Source organism: Gemella sanguinis ATCC 700632 (assembly GCF_000701685.1).
Classification (GTDB): Bacteria; Bacillota; Bacilli; order Staphylococcales; family Gemellaceae; genus Gemella; species Gemella sanguinis.
In genome coordinates this window covers 122,640-144,670 of the sequence record NZ_JNJO01000003.1, presented here as the reverse complement: position 1 = coordinate 144,670, position 22,031 = coordinate 122,640, and the positions used below count along the sequence as shown (strand labels likewise).

General features: G+C 32.2%; 19 protein-coding genes, 2 tRNA genes and 1 pseudogene. 2 read left to right on the top strand and 20 right to left on the bottom strand.

The genetic code is table 11. The features are described 5' to 3' along the window. Nucleotides 1-119: 119 nt before the first annotated feature. The 18 genes and pseudogenes from T369_RS0102830 to rpsL all read right to left on the bottom strand — a co-directional run bounded on the left by T369_RS0102830 (nt 120) and on the right by rpsL (nt 17,619). Nucleotides 120-860, bottom strand: a complete 741-nt coding sequence (locus T369_RS0102830) for an ABC transporter permease (protein WP_031551472.1) — start codon at nt 858-860, stop codon at nt 120-122. A 329-nt stretch (nt 861-1,189) separates the two neighbouring features. Then, nucleotides 1,190-1,828, bottom strand: a complete 639-nt coding sequence (locus T369_RS0102825; RefSeq protein ID WP_031551469.1) for a TetR/AcrR family transcriptional regulator — start codon at nt 1,826-1,828, stop codon at nt 1,190-1,192. 343 nt (nt 1,829-2,171) lie between these two features. Further along, nucleotides 2,172-2,588 carry a YjdF family protein gene (locus tag T369_RS0102820; RefSeq protein WP_031551467.1) on the bottom strand — a complete coding sequence of 139 codons (417 nt, stop codon included), beginning with the start codon at nt 2,586-2,588 and terminating at the stop codon, nt 2,172-2,174. A gap of 517 nt (nt 2,589-3,105) precedes the next feature. Then, entirely contained in the window at nt 3,106-3,948 is an 843-nt protein-coding gene (locus T369_RS0102815) for an AraC family transcriptional regulator (protein ID WP_031551463.1), read from the bottom strand. 448 nt (nt 3,949-4,396) lie between these two features. Beyond that, nucleotides 4,397-4,717, bottom strand: a complete 321-nt coding sequence (locus T369_RS0102810) for a TfoX/Sxy family protein (RefSeq protein WP_006364499.1) — start codon at nt 4,715-4,717, stop codon at nt 4,397-4,399. 327 nt (nt 4,718-5,044) lie between these two features. Continuing rightward, entirely contained in the window at nt 5,045-5,524 is a 480-nt protein-coding gene (locus T369_RS0102805; protein ID WP_031551460.1) for a Csac_0668 family 2Fe-2S cluster-binding (seleno)protein, read from the bottom strand. A gap of 143 nt (nt 5,525-5,667) precedes the next feature. After that, nucleotides 5,668-7,749 (bottom strand): annotated as a pseudogene (locus tag T369_RS0102800) (heavy metal translocating P-type ATPase). Between the two features lie 145 nt (nt 7,750-7,894). After that, complete coding sequence (locus tag T369_RS0102790; protein ID WP_006364502.1) at nt 7,895-8,263, bottom strand: ArsR/SmtB family transcription factor; 369 nt, start codon at nt 8,261-8,263, stop codon at nt 7,895-7,897. A 133-nt stretch (nt 8,264-8,396) separates the two neighbouring features. Then, nucleotides 8,397-8,528, bottom strand: a complete 132-nt coding sequence (locus T369_RS09075) for a DUF1413 domain-containing protein (protein WP_459166228.1) — start codon at nt 8,526-8,528, stop codon at nt 8,397-8,399. Nucleotides 8,529-8,981: 453 nt separating this feature from the next. After that, on the bottom strand, nt 8,982-10,595 hold the full coding sequence (rlmD, locus tag T369_RS0102785; RefSeq protein WP_031551449.1) for a 23S rRNA (uracil(1939)-C(5))-methyltransferase RlmD: 1,614 nt from the start codon (nt 10,593-10,595) through the stop codon (nt 8,982-8,984). A 92-nt stretch (nt 10,596-10,687) separates the two neighbouring features. After that, the gene (locus T369_RS0102780) at nt 10,688-11,134 is read right to left on the bottom strand and encodes an ACT domain-containing protein (protein WP_035496322.1); all 447 of its coding nucleotides are present in this window, start codon (nt 11,132-11,134) and stop codon (nt 10,688-10,690) included. Nucleotides 11,135-11,147: 13 nt separating this feature from the next. Then, nucleotides 11,148-12,452, bottom strand: coding sequence for a GTPase ObgE (gene obgE / locus T369_RS0102775; RefSeq protein WP_031551442.1), 1,305 nt, complete (start codon nt 12,450-12,452; stop codon nt 11,148-11,150). A gap of 168 nt (nt 12,453-12,620) precedes the next feature. Beyond that, nucleotides 12,621-12,694: transfer RNA gene (locus T369_RS0102770), tRNA-Asn, on the bottom strand. A gap of 21 nt (nt 12,695-12,715) precedes the next feature. Further along, nucleotides 12,716-12,789: transfer RNA gene (locus T369_RS0102765), tRNA-Gly, on the bottom strand. Nucleotides 12,790-13,193: 404 nt separating this feature from the next. Continuing rightward, the gene (gene tuf / locus T369_RS0102755) at nt 13,194-14,381 is read right to left on the bottom strand and encodes an elongation factor Tu (protein WP_031551439.1); all 1,188 of its coding nucleotides are present in this window, start codon (nt 14,379-14,381) and stop codon (nt 13,194-13,196) included. Nucleotides 14,382-14,503: 122 nt separating this feature from the next. Then, the gene (gene fusA / locus T369_RS0102750) at nt 14,504-16,579 is read right to left on the bottom strand and encodes an elongation factor G (protein WP_031551436.1); all 2,076 of its coding nucleotides are present in this window, start codon (nt 16,577-16,579) and stop codon (nt 14,504-14,506) included. Between the two features lie 100 nt (nt 16,580-16,679). After that, complete coding sequence (gene rpsG, locus T369_RS0102745; protein WP_006364512.1) at nt 16,680-17,150, bottom strand: 30S ribosomal protein S7; 471 nt, start codon at nt 17,148-17,150, stop codon at nt 16,680-16,682. Between the two features lie 49 nt (nt 17,151-17,199). Then, a complete protein-coding gene (rpsL, locus tag T369_RS0102740) occupies nt 17,200-17,619 on the bottom strand; it encodes a 30S ribosomal protein S12 (protein ID WP_006364513.1) in 420 nt (139 codons plus the stop codon). Between the two features lie 410 nt (nt 17,620-18,029). Here rpsL and T369_RS0102735 point away from each other — a divergent pair, with 410 nt between their 5' ends. Continuing rightward, nucleotides 18,030-18,773 (top strand): ABC transporter ATP-binding protein, encoded by a 744-nt coding sequence (locus tag T369_RS0102735; RefSeq protein ID WP_006364514.1) that lies wholly within the window; start codon nt 18,030-18,032, stop codon nt 18,771-18,773. Between the two features lies 1 nt (nt 18,774). Further along, nucleotides 18,775-20,373 (top strand): hypothetical protein, encoded by a 1,599-nt coding sequence (locus tag T369_RS0102730; protein ID WP_031551431.1) that lies wholly within the window; start codon nt 18,775-18,777, stop codon nt 20,371-20,373. Nucleotides 20,374-20,416: 43 nt separating this feature from the next. Here T369_RS0102730 and T369_RS0102725 read toward each other — a convergent pair whose 3' ends face one another. Then, nucleotides 20,417-21,748: a DUF438 domain-containing protein gene (locus T369_RS0102725; RefSeq protein ID WP_031551428.1), complete on the bottom strand. Its 1,332-nt coding sequence runs from the start codon at nt 21,746-21,748 to the stop codon at nt 20,417-20,419. Then, nucleotides 21,748-21,981 carry a DUF1858 domain-containing protein gene (locus T369_RS0102720; protein ID WP_006364517.1) on the bottom strand — a complete coding sequence of 78 codons (234 nt, stop codon included), beginning with the start codon at nt 21,979-21,981 and terminating at the stop codon, nt 21,748-21,750. The genes T369_RS0102725 and T369_RS0102720 overlap by 1 nt, the downstream gene beginning before the upstream one ends. Nucleotides 21,982-22,031 lie beyond the last annotated feature (50 nt).

Genomic DNA, 22,031 nt, shown 5'->3' with positions numbered 1-22,031 from the left:
ATCTAACTCATACAATCTCTTTTTTATAAAAGTTATGAAAGAATTATTTCTACCCCATTTTTTATAGTTTCTTTTTTCTGGACAAGAGAAAACATTCTATTCAATTAAAATCAAATATGCTACTTAATCTTAATATCTTCCCTTGAAATATTATAAATTGAGAATGAAACAATAATTAGACTTATTAAACTAGTTAATATTAAAAATAATGAGTTATCAACAAAATTATTAGTTAAGTTCCCTGGGGATACATTAGAAAGTAATGCAGCTAAACCAAGTCCTGAAAGCATTGTTATAGGAGTTGAATACCTAATCATTCCTAAAACAAATGGTAATACTCCAATTAATACCATCCCAAATGTGATTCCAGCTAGGTTAATCAGTTGATTAACTACTAAGATATAATTTGATTCAGTTAAAACTGCTACTAATTTAATTAATAATTGAATAACTAAATTTGCAGTAAACTGAGCAATAAATGATATTAGAATTACTGATAGAACTTTTCCCCATAGTAATTTTATTTTAGAAATAGGATAAGAAAACAACTGAAAACTTGTTTTTCGTTTAAATTCATCAATAATAATCGAAGACAATAAATAAGATTCAAAAATCAAAAATGCTGCTTTAGTAAATAAAGCTGAAAATAATGATGCTGCAATTGCCCAACCTCCCCATTTACCAGTAATTCCAACATCATTGGTACCCTGTCCAACAAACTCTCCCAATTTATTATCTGTACCTAAACCCATGATTATGATTCCCGTAATACCTAATACTATAAATATAGTAACTAACCAGGCTATAAATAATTTAGATTTTGAAATTTTTTTTATTTCAATTTTAATAAGTAATAACATAGATTTTCCTCCAAAAAGTAAATATAGTTAATATTATTCAAACTATTCTCAATAAATATTTAAAATAACATTTTTTAAAAATCAGATCAAAACACATACCAGCGGTATGTAACAGAGTTAAAAATTAACATACTCTTGGTATGTAAAATTAAAAAAACTAACATACTATCGGTATGTAAATAGAGTTTTTAAAAACATACTGATAGTATGTTGTTAATAAAATATTAAATATGTAAAATATATTCTAGAATAAATTAAATTTGTACATTGATTAAGTTAGTTAATAATATATCAATAAAAAAATTATTAATAACAAAAATCTCATAAAACTATTTATTTATCCTTTTTAAGTGGTCAAATAATTTAAAAATTACCTCCATCATTTCATCAGAAATCAACTGTACCCCTAATCCATCAAAAGTAAGCTTAATAAAATTCATCTTTTTCTTTAATTCCTCTACTGAAAAAACAGAAATTTGGAATCCAATCCAAATATTTAAAGTTAAAACAATTAAATCTGCTAGCTCTTCTGGATATTCTGTTTTAATTGACTGATCTTTAACACCTTCGTAAACTCTTTCTCTAATTTCTGGTAAAAAATCAGAAAATAAACCTAGATACTGTTCTCCTAACAAGCGTGGACTTCTTAGCATAATTGAAGCTGAATATACTAGTCTTTGGTGTTCAAAATTAGAAAAAGAATCCATCAAAGAATTTTGTATTTTTTCTAGTCCAGTATCTCCCCTCCAATTATAATTTGAAATTTCTTGATTATTTTCTCTAATGATTGATTGTAATATTTCATATTTAGACTCAAAATGATGATAGATAACACCTTTCGTCATTCCGCCTAATCCATCGATTATATCTTGTATTGAGGTATTATCAAATCCTTTTTCTAAAAATAATTCTTTAGAAACTTCTAGTATTTTTTTTCTAGTTTCATGTGAGTTTCTGTTTCTTGCCATTATATCTCCTTTCAATCATACCGGCGGTATGTGTTTTTATTATAATGTACAAAACTAATAATGTCAAGTTATCTGTTGTTTTTTAAGATTCTATTTTTAATCTCAATTCAAGTTATGATACAAAATAATCTTTCTAAAATTAATACTATCATCTTTTATTCATTTTTATATATTTTGTTAAAGCATAGTAGGTAAATTGAGAAAACGCAGAAGAAATATGATAATCTCTTTAACTACTTTTACCCCTTTTTCCATAAAAATGAGCATAAGAAAAACACCTACTTTTTTTGTAGATGTCTAAACTTAATTTTTTAATATATATTGAAAGAAAAACATAAGGGATTTAATGCCCCTTATGTTTTTCTTTCTTTTTTTGCTGTCTCAGTTCAAATATTCTATCCTTCTCTGCAATTTTCTTTTCTCGATTTATAGATTTTCTTTCCCGCTTGTTCTGTTCCTGTTGAAGTTTTAGAACATTTTGAGATTTAGTCCCAATTCCCATTTCCTTTGCTTGTCTTCTTAACTCACGCTGTACTCTTTTATGGTTCTTTTTCTCTTCTTTTATAACAGCTGCTACCGCTGAACTAAATTGCAAATCATTATAACGATTTAAAACAAAATCGTATATCTCATAATCCTTAGGTTCTGCACCAAGCGTTACCTTAGAAACACTTAACAGCCCATCTTCAATGTGCTCAAACACAGCAACCCAAAATGGGTTCTCGAAATATACTGTCAATTTGCCGCTAATTTTGTACATAATAATCCCTCCATTAAAAAACTAATTAACAAAGAATGGACAACCCGGAGGGGAAGGTTACTTACCATAGAAATTCTATGACGACTGGGCTACCTACCAGTTCTAGCACATTAGACAATGTACATTGCGTTTTTATCTTTGATTATATTATCAGATCTGAAATCTTTGATCTATATACTATTATACCATTAATTTATTAATTCATAAACCCTAGAGTTTATCAAACTCTATACCTCTCGCAACCTCGCTTTATCTTACAATATCAAATAAAAAATAGATTCTATTAAATGGTATATTTATATAAATCCCTTAATTTCAAAACTTTTATACAGTTTTAATCCTTTATTTTTGAGAGAAGAACTACCGCTTCAACATGGAACGAGTGAACACCAAGTATGTCAAGTAGTTGAGTTGTATGCGGAAACATATCCACTAAACTATTTAACGATAGCTTGAGGTTATCGTTAAAAGGTATTACCTCGGCAAACTAGAATTTTCCAGCTCGACAAGCTGGTTTTTAAGCTTTAGTTATCGGAATCCAAAGTTCCATTTTGTAGTCTTTGCTGTGCATATCACCTTCATAGTAATATTCAAAGTCAGTTTTTCCTGAATGAATATAGCCATGCTCAGGGAAGAATACTTCCATTGCATATTTCCACCCGTTATGAATGCACTCCGGAACACTTCCTACTAATTCTACAACTGCATACTCTGCTTCTTCCACTTCCAAAACATCTAAGCCCATACTTGTGGCTTTATCTACATCATTAACGATATAACCAGCCATATAATTTATTGTGCTTGAATTTTCCACATCATGGCAAACGCCCATACTTTGATCGCTTCCCAAACTTGCAAGTTCATCGTGGCTAAATTTTTTATATAGCTTATTCCATACACTCGGACATAATGATGAATTGATGCTTTGTTCATTTACCCCTGCAACTGTAAATGCTTGTTTCTTTTGAATTGTAATGTTCATGCTTCTTCCTCCTCTTACACTTAGTGCTAACTGCACTCGTGATACTAATTTGAATGGTTTTCCATTTCTTACCTCAGAAGGAGTAAATCCATGAAAATTTTTAAAAGCTGTTCCAAATGAATCGGATGACTCATATCCAAATTTGAAAGCAACATCAATAATTTTTTCATCCGTATTTCTTAATATAACGGCTGCTTCCGTCAATCTTCTGCTTCTTAAATATTCTGAAAGCGTTGTTTCAGTCAGAATAGAAAACAAGCGACTGAACATTGAATACGAATATCCGGATAACTGAGTTACTTTCTTTTCATCAATTTCATCATCAAGGACTGTTTCAAGATAATCAATCGTATCGTTAAACGACTTGATAATATTCATTTAGATTCCCCCTTTCCTTCAGTTTATTTTAGTATAGAGGAAGATTTCTTTTCCTACCCTACAATATCCGTACAAGTTTTATAGGTCTCATTTCATAGAAATTTATACCTTGCTAAATTCAACAAATTCTAATTTGTCTTTGTTTAAAAATAAATCCCATTATACAATTCCATAATCTCTTTAGAAAACTATGTGACAAGTTAATAATCAAACGCAGCGGCTAAGGTTTCACTCCTCATTCTACGAGTCCTATCCCAGAGTATAAAATATTCTTCTACTTTTCTAATTAATCAGCACGTTCAAAAACTGTTACTGCTTCAACATGAAATGAGTGAACACTAAGTATATCAAGTGAACCTGTCTATATCTGGGACTATAACCACTAAACCATTTAACTATAGCATAAGGTTATCGTTAAATGGTATTTCCTTGATAAACTGAGATTTTATTATTTCTTTTTCTTTGGTTTTGGTGCAGGTAACTCATCATACATTGAATTAAATAATCCGGTTAAATATTCTTTGTTATCAACATCATCTACCAATAACATTTCCTTTGCTCCATCATATGGTAACTCGTACTTTGCATTTGGCATGTATGCTATTGCAGATTTAACAGGCTTCACTAAAAACCTATCATCATAAATTCCACCAACAATTTTTCCACGATAATAAATTATATATTCACCCATCATTGACTTATATGATATTTCTTCCAAATCAGATAGTTGTTCTAAAATAAAATCTAAATATTCTTTCCTTGAAGCCATACCCTTCACCTCCAAAAATTTCAATTTGTCTTCGTTTAAAAATAAATCCCATTATACAATTCTATAAACTCTTTAGAAAACTATGTGACAAGTTCATGATCAAGTACAGTGGCTAAGGTTTCTCTCCTCTATCTACGAGTTCTATCCTAGAGTATAAAATATTCTTCTACTTCTCTAATTAGTTCGTTCAAGAAGTGTTATCGCCTCAACCCCTATGGTTAAGGGGAACATATCCACACTCGTAGTTGGAAACATATCCAACATTGGCTCTCGTTTGTGGGAAGATATCAACGGTTTTGTCTGTTCGTGAGAACATATCAACTCAAATCATTTCATGGTTAATCCCTTATCAATGGCTTCCTGAATAATCTTATGACAACATACCTCCAAAGGATTGTTTTCCTTACAAAGCGAATTTTTCATTGCTCCAGTTATGGCATTTACTTCTTTAACGGTTTTCGCACCATGCTTTACAACTGCTTCAATTACCTGATCTTCTGTGACTTTGCTGCAATAACAAGCATACTTAGGATCTGCATCTTTCTTAAACCAGATAGGAACCCTAACTTGGTCTTTTAAGAATTTTATTTCTTTATCTAAGTTATAGTAAATAACGTCGCAGTCCTCATTCATGCATATCTTATATTGATCTCCATCAACGGCATTACGATAAACATCTGTCACCAAGTGTTCAACGGTTATCCTACTAACTGTTACTCCTTCATTATTACAGACAGGGCAACTCTCCTTTGTTCTATTTAAATTTTGTGTGATACATTCACAGCAACATTCATCAATAACTTTCAATTACATAACCTCCATATCTTTAAAACCATTTAATTCAAGGTAAATCCCAACCAATTTTCATTTATAGTTTTTAAATTAAAAAATACCCCTTGATTGTATCGTCAATTATCGGTATCATTCAAGGGGTGAATAGGAAAAATAGTTTATAGATTCTTTACATTCAAAGCTCTAAAAGCATTTAATACTGCGATGATAGTTACACCTACATCTGCAAATATAGCTGCCCACATAGTAGTTATTCCAAAAGCACTCAAAATAAGAACAATTATTTTTATTCCAATTGCAAATACTATGTTTTGATGTGCAATTTTTAGTGTCTTTTTAGAAATCTTCATTGTAGTAGCAATTTTCGATGGCTCATCAGTCATAATTACAACATCAGCAGCTTCAATGGCCGCATCAGAACCTAAACCACCCATTGCTATTCCAATGTCTGCACGAGCTAATACAGGTGCATCATTGATTCCGTCACCAACAAAGGCAAGTTTACCTTTTTTAGATTTTTGCGAAAATAATTCTTCTAGTTTTTCAACTTTGTCTGCTGGCAACAGTTCTGCATAAACCTTATCAAGACCAAGCTCTTTAGCAACTTTTGAACCAATACTTTTATTATCACCTGTCAACATAACTGTTTGTTTAATATTAGCTGCCTTAAGTTCCTTGATTGCTTGTGCTGAATCTTCCTTTACCTCATCGGCAATTACAATGTAACCTATATATTTGTTATTAACAGCAACATGTACAATAGTACCGATCAGCTCTCCCTTGAAATAAGGGATATCCATCATTTTCATAAGTTTGATATTTCCTGCCATAACCTTTTTGCCATCTACTGTTGCAATAACACCATGACCTGATATCTCTTCTACATCTGAAATACGTCCATTGTCTATTTCTTTGCTATATGCACGTTTCAGTGAAAGTGAAATCGGATGATTGGAATAGCTTTCCGCATGTGCAGTTAATTCTAGTAGCTCTTCTTTGGAAACTCCTTCTGGATGAATTTCCTGTACATTAAATACACCTTTCGTTAGTGTTCCAGTTTTATCAAAAACAACAATTTCAGTTTCTGCTAATGCCTCTAAATAATTACTACCCTTGACTAAAACACCTTTTTTTGAGGCTCCACCTATTCCACCGAAGAAACTCAAAGGAATTGAAATAACTAAAGCACACGGACAGGATACCACAAGGAATGCTAGCGCTCTATATATCCAATCACTAAAAGTCGCCCCGTCTATAACAAGAGGTGGTATAATAGCTAGAAAAACTGCAATTATAACCACAACCGGTGTATAATATCTCGCAAACTTCGTAATAAATTGTTCTGAATTGGATTTTTTACTACTTGCATTTTCAACTAAATCAAGAATTTTACTTACAGTAGATTCTCCAAATTCCTTGGTAACCTCTGCTGTAATAACCCCATTAATGTTGATGCACCCACTTAGGATATCACTTCCAACTTCTACTTCACGAGGAACAGATTCGCCTGTTAGTGCCGATGTATCAATCATTGAACTTCCCTCAATTACCTTGCCATCAAGAGGAATTTTTTCTCCTGCTTTAATTACAATAATATCTCCAATTTGTACTTCATCTGGGTCAACTTTGACAAGTTCATCACCTTTTTTAACATTTGCATAATCTGGTTGAATATCCATAAGGCTTGCAATTGACTTTCTCGACTTGCCAACTGCATAGCTTTGAAACAGTTCTCCAACTTGATAAAACAGCATAACTGCAACACCTTCAGGATACTCACCAATAAAAAATGCACCAATTGTTGCAATACTCATTAAAAAATTTTCATCGAAAACTTGACCTTTAAAAATATTTTTTACAGCTCTTTTTACAACATCTCCACCTACAATAATGTAACTTATTATAAAGAGAGCAATCTGTAACCATTCGTTATTTAAACTAAGCAATACTGCTGTAGCTAACACTGCTGCACCAATAATTATTCGCCATAGTCGTTTTGTCATACTAAATAGCCTCCTTTAAGCCTTTTTCATAGTTGTATCGGGTTCGATTTTTTTAACTATTTTTTCGGCCTCTGCTATTATTGTTGGCATTTTTTCATCCTCACCATCAATAACGAGTTTTGTGGTCATAAAGTTAACAGTAGCTTCTTTCACTCCATCAAGCTCATTAATAGCCTTTTCCATTTTTGCCGCGCAATTTGCACAATCTAAACCTTCAAGTATAAATTTCTTTTTCATTATTAAATCCTCCTAAATATTATTTGTAATTTTATTTTGAATACTACAAGTCTTTTTCAAATTTTCTTGAAGCATTGCTCATTTGAAATGAAGACTTAAATATATGCCCAAATATCTTCAAAAAATATTCTATTCTACCGCATTACTACTTCTCGTTGATATGAATTAGACCTTGGTCAAATATTTCTCTTACATGATCATCAACTAATGAATAATATACTACTTTACCTTCTTTTCTGTTTTTCACTAAATTAGCTTGTTTTAAGACTCTCAGCTGATGGGAAATTGCTGATTGTGTCATGTTAAGTAATACAGCGATATCACAAACACACATTTCAGCTTCATGTAAAGCCCATAATATCCTGATTCGTGTTGAATCTCCAAATACTTTAAATAATTCTGCTAGATCATAAAGGCTTTCTTCTTGAGGCATTTTATCTCTAACTTGATTTACAATATCCTCATGAATTGCATTGCAGTCACATCTTTCAATTGAATTAAATTTTTTAGTCATATTATCACCTCTTTTTAAATCATTTCATCTGATTACTTGGACAAGCATTCATACGTTGTATATTTATTATATTATTATTTTTCTCTTGTGTCAATAGTTATATGAGCATTTATTCAAGTGTTTTTTATATTATTTAAAATATCTCAAAAACACCTACTAAGACATTAGTACACTCCTTTCTCGGTATCCTGTTCCATACATATCCTTTAAACAATTCCTTAAAAATAAAGACTTCTCCTTCGTACAAGTTTTCGGTTTCTTTAATAGCTTCATCTAACAGCTTATTACATCACTCATGTGGTCAACTCCTTATCAATAACCTTATAAACAACATTTTTGATAATATCACATGTATAAATCATGTAAAAGTCAAAAATTAAACTGGGATTCATAACAAATCCCAGTTTCATAATTAGCGTGTTCTTTTAATATAATTTTGTTTTAATTCCCCCCCTCTGCCCGTTCGTTTCTCTTATCTTTAAATAACTAATATATTTCATCTTAATAATATATTATAACACTTAGAGATATATACCTGCTATTTTACCAATCATTCAACTTACACTTCTAAAAATATGTTAACTTACTCTTAAACTTGCAATAAAAGAAGCTAACGCCCAAAATAAGCAGAACACCATAATGATATACAACAACGCCGTTCCAATACCAAGTAGGAATGTAATAAATGCAGAAAGTCATATGCTGTCATTCTTTTCTATTAAATCATTTTGAAGTGTCTCAAAGCATCCATGATGGCTTCTTCTTTTTCAGGTGTACACTGTGGAATAATTTGTTTCTCCTTTTTTGACTTGTTGTAATGTTCTCGTAATTCTATTCCACATTTCCTTTTTATCTGTGCAATATATAATGTTGAAACTTTTAATTGAAATTTATTCCAAACATATTCTTTGATTTGAGCATATGTTGCTTTACTCTCCGCACTTGTCAAATCCATCTCATCCAACTCAATTTCAACACTTATGTGCTTATCGACATCAAGTTTGGACAAAAGTGCTACCGTCTCTACATGATACGTTCCCGGGAACATATCCACTGGTTGAACCGCTCCAAGTTTATAACCAAGATCTCTCATAATTTCCATATCACGTGCTAGAGTTGCTGGATTGCAACTCACATAAACTATCTTTTCTATTCCTATAGAAGCTAAGTCTCTTAAGAAGCTTTCTTCGCATCCTTTACGTGGTGGATCAACTATTACTGCATCGATTTCCACATTTTTTGAAATTAAATCTTTAATGACATCTTCACTTTTACCTAGTAAAAATTCTGCATTAGTTATATTATTATTTCTCGCATTTTCACGTGCATCTAATACTGCTGCTTCTACTATCTCAATACCATAAACTTTTTTCACTTTTTGTGCTGCAAATAAACTTATTGTACCTATTCCGCAGTATGCATCTATTATAGTGTCATCTTGATTTAATTTTGCTAATTCTAATGCTTTACTGTATAGTACTCCTGTTTGAACTGGATTAACTTGATAGAATGAGCGTAAAGAAATCTTAAATTCTATTCCTCCTAAAGTATCAGTTATATAATCTTTTCCATATAAGTTTTCAGTTTTATCCCCAAAAATTACATTTGTTTTTTTATTGTTAGTATTCAGCATTACACTTATTATTCTTGAATCAAATTCAGTTATCTTCTTAACAAACTCATCAAGGCCTGGGAATACTTCTTTTACTATTATCCCAACCATTATTTCAGTTTTATTAGAATTCGTTCTAAACATTATATGGCGAATCGCACCTTTATGTGTTTTTTCATCATAAATAGAAAGATTCATTTTAGCAATTAAATCTCTAGTATAGTTCATAAGTTTATTGTGTTCATCATATTGAATAAAACACTTCTCTATATTAACTACATCGTGGCTACGTGGTTTGTAGTAACCCATTTTTACTTCATTATCTACTTTTTGAACTGGAATAACAGATTTATTTCTATAATGATATCCATCTTTCATTCCTAGTGTTTCTAATACTTCAACACTATTTTGTCCTAATGTTTTATTCATAACATTTTGAACTTTTTTCGTCTTAAATCTTAGCTGCTCTTCATAGCTCATATGTACTAAATTAGCTCCTGAAGTTTTTGGAATACCTTCTACTCTATTACTTGATTTTTCAATAATCTTAAGTACTTTACCATAACCAAGATTCTTTTTTAATTTAATAATTTTAAATTCTACTTCTTCACCTTCAATGACATCTTCAATGAAGATTGGAAAACTATCGATTTTAACAATTCCTAAACCATCATGAGTATAATCAATAACTTTTCCAGTGAATATTTCATTTTTCTGCATATATTCTCCTTTTATAACGAAAAAAGAGAACTGACTAGGAAACTACATTCCTCTCCAGTTCTCCTATTTTTTTATATACTTTATTATATTTTTTACATACTAACGCCAATAACTTTAATTTTATTGACAAATTCAAGATTTTGTATTCTCTTAGTTAGTTTTTCTATATTTGTGTGAACAGGATCAATTTCTAGTGAGATAATAATAGTAGCACGAGAATTAATCGGTACTGTTTGGTGAATTGTAAGTACACTACATTTTTCTTCATTTACTACTGAAAGCACTCTTCCTAAAATTCCTGGTATATCATCAACATCTATTGAAAGTGATAATATAGATTGTCTTTGTAATTCTTGAATTGGAAAAATAGTATCTTTATACTTATAAAAAGCACTTCTACTTAAATCAAATCTTTTTGATGCCTCCAAAATTGATAATTTTGGATTTTCTTCTAAAGCTTTTTTCATAATTATAGTCTTCTTTACAGCTTCAGGAAGCACATCTTCTCTAATTATGTAATATACTTTTTCATTATCCATTATGGTATTTCTCCTACTCTACAAATTCAAACTCACCTTTAAGTATTTTAACTGTATCTCCATTTTTACATCCACGTTCGCGTAAAGCATCGTCTACTCCCATAGAACGCATTTGTTGAGCAAAACGTCTTACAGATGCATCACGGTTAAAGTCAGTCATTAAGAATGCACGTTCGATACCAGGTCCACTAACAACATATGCTCCTGTATCATCACGAGTAATTTTAAATGTTTCATCTTTTGGTTTATGTTTATAAATAACTCGGTTTTCCATGCTTTCTTCTTCAGTATCTAATTCGTAAAGCGTATTTGGATCTGTGTTATCTAAAATATCACTGATTTTATATAATAAGTTATCTATATTATTTCTTGTAAATGCTGAAATTTCTACGATATCAACATCTTCTCCGTCTTCAGCTAGACGTTTTTTAAATTCTACTAGGTTTTCACTAGCTACTGGAATATCCATCTTATTAGCTACTACTACTTGTGGACGTTCTAGTAGACGCATATTATATTCACCTAGCTCTGCGTTAATTACTTTATAATCTTCATAAGGATCACGACCGTCTGTTGCAGACATATCAATAACGTGAACTATTACTTTAGTTCTTTCGATGTGACGTAGGAATTGGTGCCCTAATCCTACACCTTGGCTTGCTCCTTCAATAAGTCCAGGTAAGTCAGCCATTACAAAACTACGGTGATCTTTTGTTTCTACTACACCTAAGTTTGGTGCTAAAGTAGTAAAGTGATAATCCGCAATTTTTGGTTTTGCTTTTGAAGTTATTGATAGTAATGTTGATTTACCTACTGATGGGAATCCAACTAACCCAACATCAGCCATTAATTTAAGCTCAAGTGTTAAGTTTCTTTCTTCTCCTGGTTCACCATTTTCAGCTATTTCAGGTGCTGGGTTTGAAGGTGTTGCGAAACGACAGTTTCCACGTCCTCCACGTCCTCCACGAGCAACTATTACTTCTTGTTCATGTTCTACTAAGTCAGCTAGTACTTCACCAGTATCTGTATCACGAATAACAGTTCCAGGTGGTACTTTTAGGTATAAATCTTTTGATTTTCTACCGTGCATTCCTTTACTCATTCCATTCTCACCATTTGGTGCAACGAATTTCTTTTGATAACGGTAATCCATGAAAGTTCTAAGTCCTTCATCTACTATAAAGACAACATTAGCTCCACGTCCACCGTCTCCTCCAGCTGGTCCACCTTTTGGTACGTACTTCTCACGCCTAAAGGCTACAAGTCCATTACCACCGTCACCAGATCTGACGTATATTTTTACCTCATCTAAAAACATATTAATCTCCTATTATAATTTTCTTTATATTTCTTCTTTTTTTATTAGTATTATCATACTGTTTCTATAGACATATCATGATTAATTATACCATAAAATCAGTTTTGATAATACTTATTTATAGCTTTTTACAAAAAAATATACGGCTGCATACACAGCCGTACTTTACTCCACAGGTAGGACTCGAACCTACGACCCTCTGATTAACAGTCAGATGCTACTACCAACTGAGCTACTGTGGAAAAATCCTTTATATAAAAAAATGGAGCGGGTGATGAGAATCGAACTCACAACATCAGTTTGGAAGACTGAGGTTTTACCACTAAACTACACCCGCATTTGTTATATTTATTTGCTACGTTATTAATTATATTATATCTTTTACTACTTGTCAACAACTTTTTTAATTTTTTTTTTTATAAATTATAAATCGGGGCTAATTTCTTAACCTCGATTTAAAATTTTTACTCCCTTTCCCTAGAAAAACTCGGAGTGAGTAATGCTATAATAGCTATATACACAGCGGTAGCTATTATTGAATATATCGCGTCCATAGTATCATCCTCCCCTATTAATACCATTTACACTTTTATTATACACCCGTGATAATTTTTGTGCAATAGATTATTCAAAATAACACAATTGCCATATTTTTATTAAATATACAACCAATAATTACATTTTTAAAGCATAAAAAAACAAGGTGAAAAATCACCTTGTTTTTATTTTAATCAATTAAAATTATTTAACGATTGAAGTTACAACACCTGAACCTACAGTACGTCCACCTTCACGAATTGAGAAACGAGTTCCTTCTTCGATCGCGATTGGAGAAATAAGTTCTACGTTGATTGATACGTTATCCCCAGGCATTACCATTTCAGTACCTTCTGGTAAAGTAACTACACCAGTTACGTCAGTAGTACGGAAGTAGAATTGAGGACGGTAGTTTGTGAAGAATGGAGTGTGACGTCCACCTTCTTCTTTAGATAATACGTACACGTCAGCTACGAATTGAGTGTGTGGAGTGATTGTTTTAGGAGCTGCTAAAACTTGTCCACGTTCGATATCTTCACGAGCAACACCACGTAATAATGCACCGATGTTATCTCCTGCTTCAGCGTAATCTAATAATTTACGGAACATTTCAACACCTGTTACAGTAGTTGAAGCTGGTTCTTCAGTTAATCCAACGATTTCTACTACGTCTCCAACTTTAACTTGTCCACGTTCAACACGTCCTGTAGCAACTGTACCACGTCCAGTGATTGAGAATACGTCCTCAACTGGCATCATGAATGGTTTAGCGTTATCACGTTCTGGAGTTGGGATGTACTCGTCAACTGTTTCCATAAGTTCGATGATAGCTTTTTCAGCATCAGCGTCACCTTCAAGAGCTTTAAGAGCAGAACCTTTGATTACTGGTAGATCGTCTCCTTCAAATCCGTATTCAGATAATAGTTCACGAACTTCCATTTCTACTAATTCTAATAACTCTTCGTCATCAACCATGTCACATTTGTTTAAGAATACAACAATTTTTGGTACTCCAACGTTACGAGATAATAAGATGTGCTCACGAGTTTGAGCCATTGGTCCATCTGTAGCAGCGATTACTAAGATAGCTCCGTCCATTTGCGCAGCACCAGTGATCATGTTTTTAACATAGTCAGCGTGTCCTGGGCAGTCTACGTGTGCGTAGTGACGAGTTGGTGTTTCATACTCGATGTGAGAAGTGTTGATTGTGATACCACGTTCTCTTTCTTCTGGTGCGTTATCGATTGAAGCGTAGTCTTTAGCTTCTCCACCATAAGTTTTAGCTAATACAGTAGCGATAGCTGCTGTTAAAGTTGTTTTACCGTGGTCAACGTGACCAATTGTTCCGATGTTCGCATGTGTTTTACTACGGTCGAATTTTTCTTTTGCCATTTTAAAAATGTCTCCTTCAAATTAATAAAATTTATTTTTTAAAATCAGTCACATAGCAATCTATGATAACTATATTTTATAATGTTACAACAAAAATTGCAACTATAAAGAATAATTTTTAATTATCCTTTATTTTTTTTGATAATTTCTTCAGAAATTGATTTTGGTACTTCTTCGTAGTGGTCGAATACCATTGAGTAAGTACCACGTCCTTGAGTTGAAGAACGTAGAGAAGTTGCATATCCGAACATTTCAGATAGTGGTACTTGAGCACTTACTACTTGTGCGTTACCACGAGCTTCCATACCTTCAACACGTCCACGACGTGAAGTGATATCACCCATAATATCTCCTAGATATTCTTCAGGCATAACTACTTCAACTTTCATGATTGGTTCTAAGATTACTGGGTTACATTTTTTAGCAGCTTCTTTAAGAGCTAATGATGCAGCAACTTTGAACGCCATTTCAGATGAATCGACATCGTGGTATGATCCATCGAATAATTTAGCTTTAACGTCAATTAGTTCGTATCCAGCTAATACACCGTTTGCCATAGAATCTTTAAGTCCTGCTTCTACTGCTGGGATGTATTCACGAGGAACTACCCCACCAACGATAGCATTTTCGAACTCAAATCCAGCACCTGGTTCGTTTGGAGTGAACTCAATCCATACGTCCCCGTATTGTCCACGTCCACCAGATTGACGAGTGAATTTACCTTGTACTTGAGCTGGTTGTTTGAATGTTTCACGGTAAGATACCATTGGAGCACCTACTGTACATTCAACTTTGAATTCACGACGCATACGGTCAACGATAATGTCTAAGTGAAGCTCACCCATACCAGCGATGATAACTTGTCCAGTTTCTTCGTCTGTTCCTGCACGGAATGTTGGGTCTTCTTCTTGTAGTTTTTGTAATGCTGTAGCCATTTTATCTTGGTCAGCTTTTGATTTTGGTTCAACTGAAAGTTGGATAACTGGTTCTGGGAATTCCATTGATTCTAAGATAACTTCGTTTTTCTCATCACAAAGTGTGTCCCCAGTTGTAGTATCTTTAAGACCAACAGCTGCAGCGATATCCCCAGCATATACTTCAGAGATTTCGTTACGAGTGTTAGCGTGCATTTGTAGGATACGTCCTACACGTTCACGTTTACCTTTAGTTGAGTTTTTAACGTATGATCCAGATGAAAGTATACCTGAGTATACACGGAAGAAAGTAAGTTTCCCTACGAATGGGTCAGTCATAACTTTGAAAGCTAATGCTGAGAATGGTTCTTCGTCTGAAGAATGTCTTTCTACTTCCTCATCAGTTGATGGGTCAATACCTTTAATTGCTGGTACGTCTAATGGAGATGGTAGGTATTCTACTACAGCATCTAGCATTGGTTGTACCCCTTTATATTTGAATGCAGATCCACATACTACTGGGAAGAATTCTACTGATAAAGTAGCTTTACGAATAGCAGCTTTAAGCTCTTCTACTGAAATTTCTTCTCCACCTAAGTATTTTTCCATGAATTCTTCATCGAATTCTGCAACAGCTTCGATTAATTTTTCACGGTATTCTTCTGCTTGATCTTGTAATTCCGCTGGAATTTCTTTTTCTACAAGATTTTCCCCTACGCTTCCTTCGTTGTAGATAGCTTTCATTTCAACAAGGTCAATAACACCTTCGAATTGATCTTCAGCTCCGATTGGAAGTTGGATTGGGTGTGCGTTTGCTTGTAATCTGTCATGGATTGTTCCTACAGAGTATAGGAAGTCTGCTCCTGTTTTATCCATTTTGTTAACGAATACGATACGAGGAACTCCATATGTAGTTGCTTGACGCCAAACAGTTTCTGTTTGAGGTTCAACACCTGATTGTGCATCAAGTACAGCAACTGATCCATCAAGTACACGAAGAGAACGTTCAACCTCAACAGTGAAGTCTACGTGTCCTGGTGTATCGATGATGTTGATTCTGTGTTTTTTCCACTCAGCAGTTGTTGCAGCAGATGTGATAGTGATACCACGTTCTTGTTCTTGTTCCATCCAGTCCATTTGAGAGTTACCATCGTGAGTATCTCCGATTTTGTGGATTTTCCCAGTGTAGAACAAAATACGCTCTGTTGCAGTAGTTTTACCTGCGTCGATGTGAGCCATGATACCGATATTACGAGTATCTTTTAAAGAAAATGCTCTAGCCATGAGTCAATTTTCTCCTTTCATATTTTTTAAAGTTTTTGAGTAATTTGTCTTCTATAGTGAAAAACTCAAGCTATAAAATAGCTTGATATTCACCTTATAATTACCAACGATAGTGAGCAAATGCTTTGTTAGCTTCAGCCATTTTGTGAGTATCTTCACGTTTCTTAACAGCTGAACCAGTGTTATTTGCTGCGTCTAAAATTTCATTAGCTAAACGTTGTTCCATAGTTTTTTCTCCTCTTAAACGAGAGTAGTTAACTAACCAACGAAGACCTAATGTAATTCTTCTTTCTGCACGTACTTCAACTGGTACTTGGTAGTTAGAACCACCAACACGACGAGCACGTACTTCAAGTACAGGCATAATGTTGTTTAATGCTTCTTCGAAAACTTCCATAGCATCACGTCCTGATTTTTCTTTGATGATATCAAATGAAGAATATAGGATTTTTTGAGCTGTACCGCGTTTTCCATCTAGCATTAATTTGTTAATCAATTTTGTAACTAATTTTGAGTTATAAATTGGATCTGGCAAAACATCACGTTTTGCAACTGGACCTTTACGTGGCATAATGTTGCCTCCTTTCACGAAATTCTTTTATCAAATTATTTTCTATTTATTATTTTTTCTCTTTTGGTTTTTTAGCACCGTATAGAGAACGTCCTTGTTTACGGTCGTTAACTCCTGCAGTATCTAAAGCTCCACGAATAATGTGGTAACGTACCCCTGGTAAGTCTTTTACACGTCCTCCACGAATAAGTACAACACTGTGTTCTTGTAGGTTGTGTCCGATACCTGGGATATATGCTGTCACTTCGATTTGGTTTGATAAACGAACACGTGCATATTTACGTAAAGCTGAGTTAGGTTTTTTAGGTGTCATAGTCCCAACACGAGTACAAACTCCTCTTTTTTGTGGAGAAGAAATGTTAGTTTCTTTCTTTCTCTTAGAGTTATACCCTTTGTTAAGAGCTGGTGAATCTGATTTTGATACTTTTGATTTACGAGGTTTACGAACTAATTGGTTAATAGTTGGCATTTCTATGGTTTCCTCCTTTCCTCGATAGTTTTATGAATCACTCATCCAGGTGGTTCATATTTTTAAAATAAATTTTAAGCCATAGCGGCTTTACACAGAGTGCCTAAACACTCACTTTTAAAATAATAACACTTTTGTTTTTCATTGTCAAGTATTTTTTTGAATTTTTTTAAGATGTTTTATCCTTTATATTTCAAGCTTTTATTTTTACACATTACCAGGTGTATCAAACTTTAAGTTTCAAACTCACATTTCCAGGTGTATCTAGAATGTAATTATCTATTTATTTCCCCTTCTTCTATAAAAATCATTTAAAAAAATACAAGCTTGTTATTCTTATAAATACTATCTTTTAGTCTTTATAACTGTTATAATTAAAATACTTAATTTTAGTAGGAGGAAATACATTTATGATAGAATTCAAAAATGTCTCAAAGCAATACGACTCTAAATTGGCATTAGACAATCTTAATCTTGCTATTAACGATGGTGAAATATTTGGGCTAATAGGGCACAACGGGGCTGGAAAATCTACAGCTATAAAGGCTTTAACTAGTATAATTGAAGTTAGTAGCGGAGATATTTTCTTTGATAATATGAACTTACGTGATAATCGACTAGAATGTAAAAAGCAAATAGGTTATGTCCCTGATAGCCCTGACATATTTTTAACGTTATCCCCATATGAATATTGGTCTCTAATTGCCAACCTTTATGAACTTGATGAAAAAACAACAGAAGAGCGTATATACGAATACTCTAAGTTATTTAACATGATAGGTGTTGAACATCAAGAAATAAATTCATTTTCTCATGGTATGCGTCAAAAAGTTTTTCTTATAGCTGCCCTTTTATCTAACCCTCGCTTTTGGATAATGGATGAACCAATGACTGGACTTGATCCACAAGCATCCTTTGATTTGAAAAATCTTATGAAAGAACATACAAAACAAGGTCATAGCGTATTATTTTCTACACATGTCTTAGAAGTTGCAGAACATCTATGTGATAGAATTGGTATTCTTAGCCATGGTAAACTTATTTTTGTCGGAACACTTGATGAGTTAAGAGCACAACACGAAGGAAACTCACTCGAAGAAATTTATCTTAACCTAATCAAAAGTTCTAATCGATATAATCTAGGTGGTGTTTAATATGCGCTTGAATATCATAAAAAATTTATTTTTTACTAACTTAATGTATATTAATCCTATGCAAACAGCAAAATATAGAAAAAAATATAAGGGAACTGCTGATATTAGAAAGAAAATATTTAATAATCTATTACTTTTAAATATACTTAATATAGTCGTCTTCTATATATTATTCGGTAATTCAATGTTTAGCAGTGTTCTAGAAGGTCCTTCTTATAAATACATATTATTATTTTTAATTATAATGACTGCTTTAACACTATCAACAACATTTTTAAATATGTTTTATGAAAGTAAAGATACCCATTCTTTACTACCGTTACCCGTTAGTGAAAAAGAATTATTTATTGGAAAATTTTTAGTATTACTTTTCCAACTATCTGGATTATTTATCCCTGTGATTGTAATTAACTTTATTATAGCAGTTAATACAGAATTTTCATTAATCCAGATTATAATTTCACTTATTTACTCATTATGCATAATTATTATTATTTCTGGAGGACTAACATTACTTTTATCCACAATTACATACATACCTAATTTTGAAAAAAATAAAAATAAAATTAATGGTATTATTATAATCTTCGGATTACTATTAGGAGCAGGGTATGTTATCTTATCTAAAGAACTTGTTTCTAATGATTTAATGTTACTGCAAACAAAATATAGAGGAGACTTTTTCTTTGATATACTAACAAAAGAATCTTATATGAATTTACTTATCTTGATTATCATTACTATTGTTATAGTTATTTTAGTGAATACCTTAGTGGCTAAAAAATATTTAAATGATATTCATAGAATAGCTGGTGTTCATAAAACAACTTTAAGTTCAAAACAAAAAGAACACAAAGAAAGGAGTTCTAAACACACCTCTCTAAATGCAAAATTAATCAAACGTAATTTTAATCTATTTAGTCATGGTACACTTCTTGCTAATATTTTCTCTAGTTATCTATTATCTATTATAATTTTTGCCGGAGCTATAATACAAATAAGACGTGAAGGTGGAATCCAACTTGGAATAGAATTCTATCCTTTTGCAATTTGTTTTGGATTTTCAATGGCTTTACTTATGATGTTTAATCCTATCAGTTTTACAGGTGTTGCAATCTCTCTTGAAAAACAAGATTACTATCACTTGAAATCTTTACCGATGGATTTTAAAAAATACATAAAAACAAAATTTATTGTAAGTACATTCCTTCAAATTTCTTTAGGTGTTATTATGTTCATGATAATGCTTATATTGGCTGGAATATCAATTGAATTATTTATTATTACTATTTTTTCATATATCATTACCGGTATAGCTATAGCATTTTATAGTTTTACTAGAGATTTTAATAAACTCTATTTAAACTGGAATAATATACTTGAACTTAGTACTCGAGGAATGAGTCAGATATTACTTGGGATAATTGCATTCTTTTGTATTATTGGACTAATAATATTAAATACTGCTACTATTTTCTTGTTGTTAGAGTATCCAAACATATCTCATATTTTGGGAGTAATTTATGCGATATTAATTATAGTTGCTATTACTCTAACTAGCATGAAAGCAAAAAAACAAGTTTTCGACAAAATATTTTAAATTAAAAAGCAACGTTAAGTAATTTTTTAACGTTGCTCTTTTCTTATAAGTCTCTATTCAAATCTGTGTCTATATCACGATATGGTTGAATATCTTGAACATATTCTAGAACTCCTTCGAATTCACCTTGCTCATTTCTAACTGCAGCATAAACTATATGAACAAATTTCCCACGAGATTCTGATTTGAACCACATTTCATACTTATCTTTTTTACCATCACGTAAATTTTGCATTATTATTTTTACTTTTTCTAAGTATTTTGGTGGATGACAAAGTTCTACATTTCTCCCTACTTGACTAGGTGTACGTTTAAATATCATATCTTGTTCTGGACAATGATCATTATAATATTGGAATATATCGTCCTTATTAACAAAAGTGATTTCCATTGGTAGATGATTTAATATTAAATCTGCTTGATCTACAGATAAGTATCCTTTACCAAATTTTTGAGGAGTAGTTCTATCAACTACTTTTTCTTCTTTTTTATTTGGTTTAAATGAAATAGTTATCTCACCTTCTGGTGTTGTAATAACTTTTTGCATTACACCTTCTTCAGTTATTTCTGTTTGGCAAATTTCTTCTACAGGTTCTTCAAAATCCTCTCTCTTAGGTACCCATTCTTCAGTTGGTGTAATAATTGCATATCCATAAGCATCACTTTCTTTTGCGATAGTTAGCCAGTCATCTTGATTAAATGTTTCTAATAAAATCATAAGTAAAATTGATTCTTCTTTAAAAATCATTTCCTCAAATTCTTTAACAAACTTCTCAAATTTTTCTTTAACTACTTCTATATCACTATTAGGTAGTTTATGAGCTTCATGTAGAGCGTCACTAAATAAGTCTCTTATCTCATCATCCACACCCCACATTACTTTTGGTGGTGCATCATGACCATAACGCTCCATAATAGGGAACATTAACTCTTCTTTTCTCTTATAATGAATATCAAACTGTCCTAACAGAGCTAACTGACGCCCAAGACCTTTTAGCACGGCTTCTTGAGATGGTGTGTTTTCAACCTTTTTATAGTTTTCTAGTATACGTCTTACTCGAATAATAGCCGCTCTTAGCGCTAGATTTTCTTGTTTAAATACTTGCACAGGATGACCAGGGTGTTCACTATCTTCTACTTCTACTGTTTTAATAGCACCTTTAAATAGATTTGCATGAACATTACATAATTTCATAACATCTTCAAATGTTACACCTGAATCAGAATTCATAAGTTCATGTTCCATTAAACTTATTTCAATAGCTGATACACCTGTAAAATGTTCATTGAATTCATCTTGTACAGAATCCGCACTTGCTCCGTTATGCAATCTTAATAAAATATCTTTTAATACTTCTATTCTTGTTTTTGTCATTAGTTTAATCCTACTACTTCATATCCATTAGCTTCTAATGTAGCAACTATATCTTCTATTTTTATACCAGCTAACTTAGAACCCATTTTTAATGAAGTCTTTCTTCCTAGAGTATTTCTCATTATTGGATTAGCTAATGGTTTAAATCCTAAATCTACTAAAATATCTAAAACTTCTGGGTGTTTGTCAACAACTTCTGCTACTGGAACTGTTACATCAATAATATTATCCATTTTCTATACCTCACTACCTTATAATATTATTTAATTATATCATATGTGAA

Excerpts from the sequence above, each read along its gene's own strand:
- T369_RS0102830 (WP_031551472.1), bottom strand. The coding sequence starts at position 860 with ATGTTATTACTTATTAAAATTGAAATAAAAAAAATTTCAAAATCTAAA.
- T369_RS0102825 (WP_031551469.1), bottom strand. The coding sequence starts at position 1,828 with ATGGCAAGAAACAGAAACTCACATGAAACTAGAAAAAAAATACTAGAA.
- T369_RS0102820 (WP_031551467.1), bottom strand. The coding sequence starts at position 2,588 with ATGTACAAAATTAGCGGCAAATTGACAGTATATTTCGAGAACCCATTT.
- T369_RS0102815 (WP_031551463.1), bottom strand. The coding sequence starts at position 3,948 with ATGAATATTATCAAGTCGTTTAACGATACGATTGATTATCTTGAAACA.
- T369_RS0102810 (WP_006364499.1), bottom strand. The coding sequence starts at position 4,717 with ATGGCTTCAAGGAAAGAATATTTAGATTTTATTTTAGAACAACTATCT.
- T369_RS0102790 (WP_006364502.1), bottom strand. The coding sequence starts at position 8,263 with ATGACTAAAAAATTTAATTCAATTGAAAGATGTGACTGCAATGCAATT.
- rlmD (WP_031551449.1), bottom strand. The coding sequence starts at position 10,595 with ATGCAGAAAAATGAAATATTCACTGGAAAAGTTATTGATTATACTCAT.
- T369_RS0102780 (WP_035496322.1), bottom strand. The coding sequence starts at position 11,134 with ATGGATAATGAAAAAGTATATTACATAATTAGAGAAGATGTGCTTCCT.
- obgE (WP_031551442.1), bottom strand. The coding sequence starts at position 12,452 with ATGTTTTTAGATGAGGTAAAAATATACGTCAGATCTGGTGACGGTGGT.
- tuf (WP_031551439.1), bottom strand. The coding sequence starts at position 14,381 with ATGGCAAAAGAAAAATTCGACCGTAGTAAAACACATGCGAACATCGGA.
- fusA (WP_031551436.1), bottom strand. The coding sequence starts at position 16,579 with ATGGCTAGAGCATTTTCTTTAAAAGATACTCGTAATATCGGTATCATG.
- rpsG (WP_006364512.1), bottom strand. The coding sequence starts at position 17,150 with ATGCCACGTAAAGGTCCAGTTGCAAAACGTGATGTTTTGCCAGATCCA.
- rpsL (WP_006364513.1), bottom strand. The coding sequence starts at position 17,619 with ATGCCAACTATTAACCAATTAGTTCGTAAACCTCGTAAATCAAAAGTA.
- T369_RS0102735 (WP_006364514.1), top strand. The coding sequence starts at position 18,030 with ATGATAGAATTCAAAAATGTCTCAAAGCAATACGACTCTAAATTGGCA.
- T369_RS0102730 (WP_031551431.1), top strand. The coding sequence starts at position 18,775 with ATGCGCTTGAATATCATAAAAAATTTATTTTTTACTAACTTAATGTAT.
- T369_RS0102725 (WP_031551428.1), bottom strand. The coding sequence starts at position 21,748 with ATGACAAAAACAAGAATAGAAGTATTAAAAGATATTTTATTAAGATTG.
- T369_RS0102720 (WP_006364517.1), bottom strand. The coding sequence starts at position 21,981 with ATGGATAATATTATTGATGTAACAGTTCCAGTAGCAGAAGTTGTTGAC.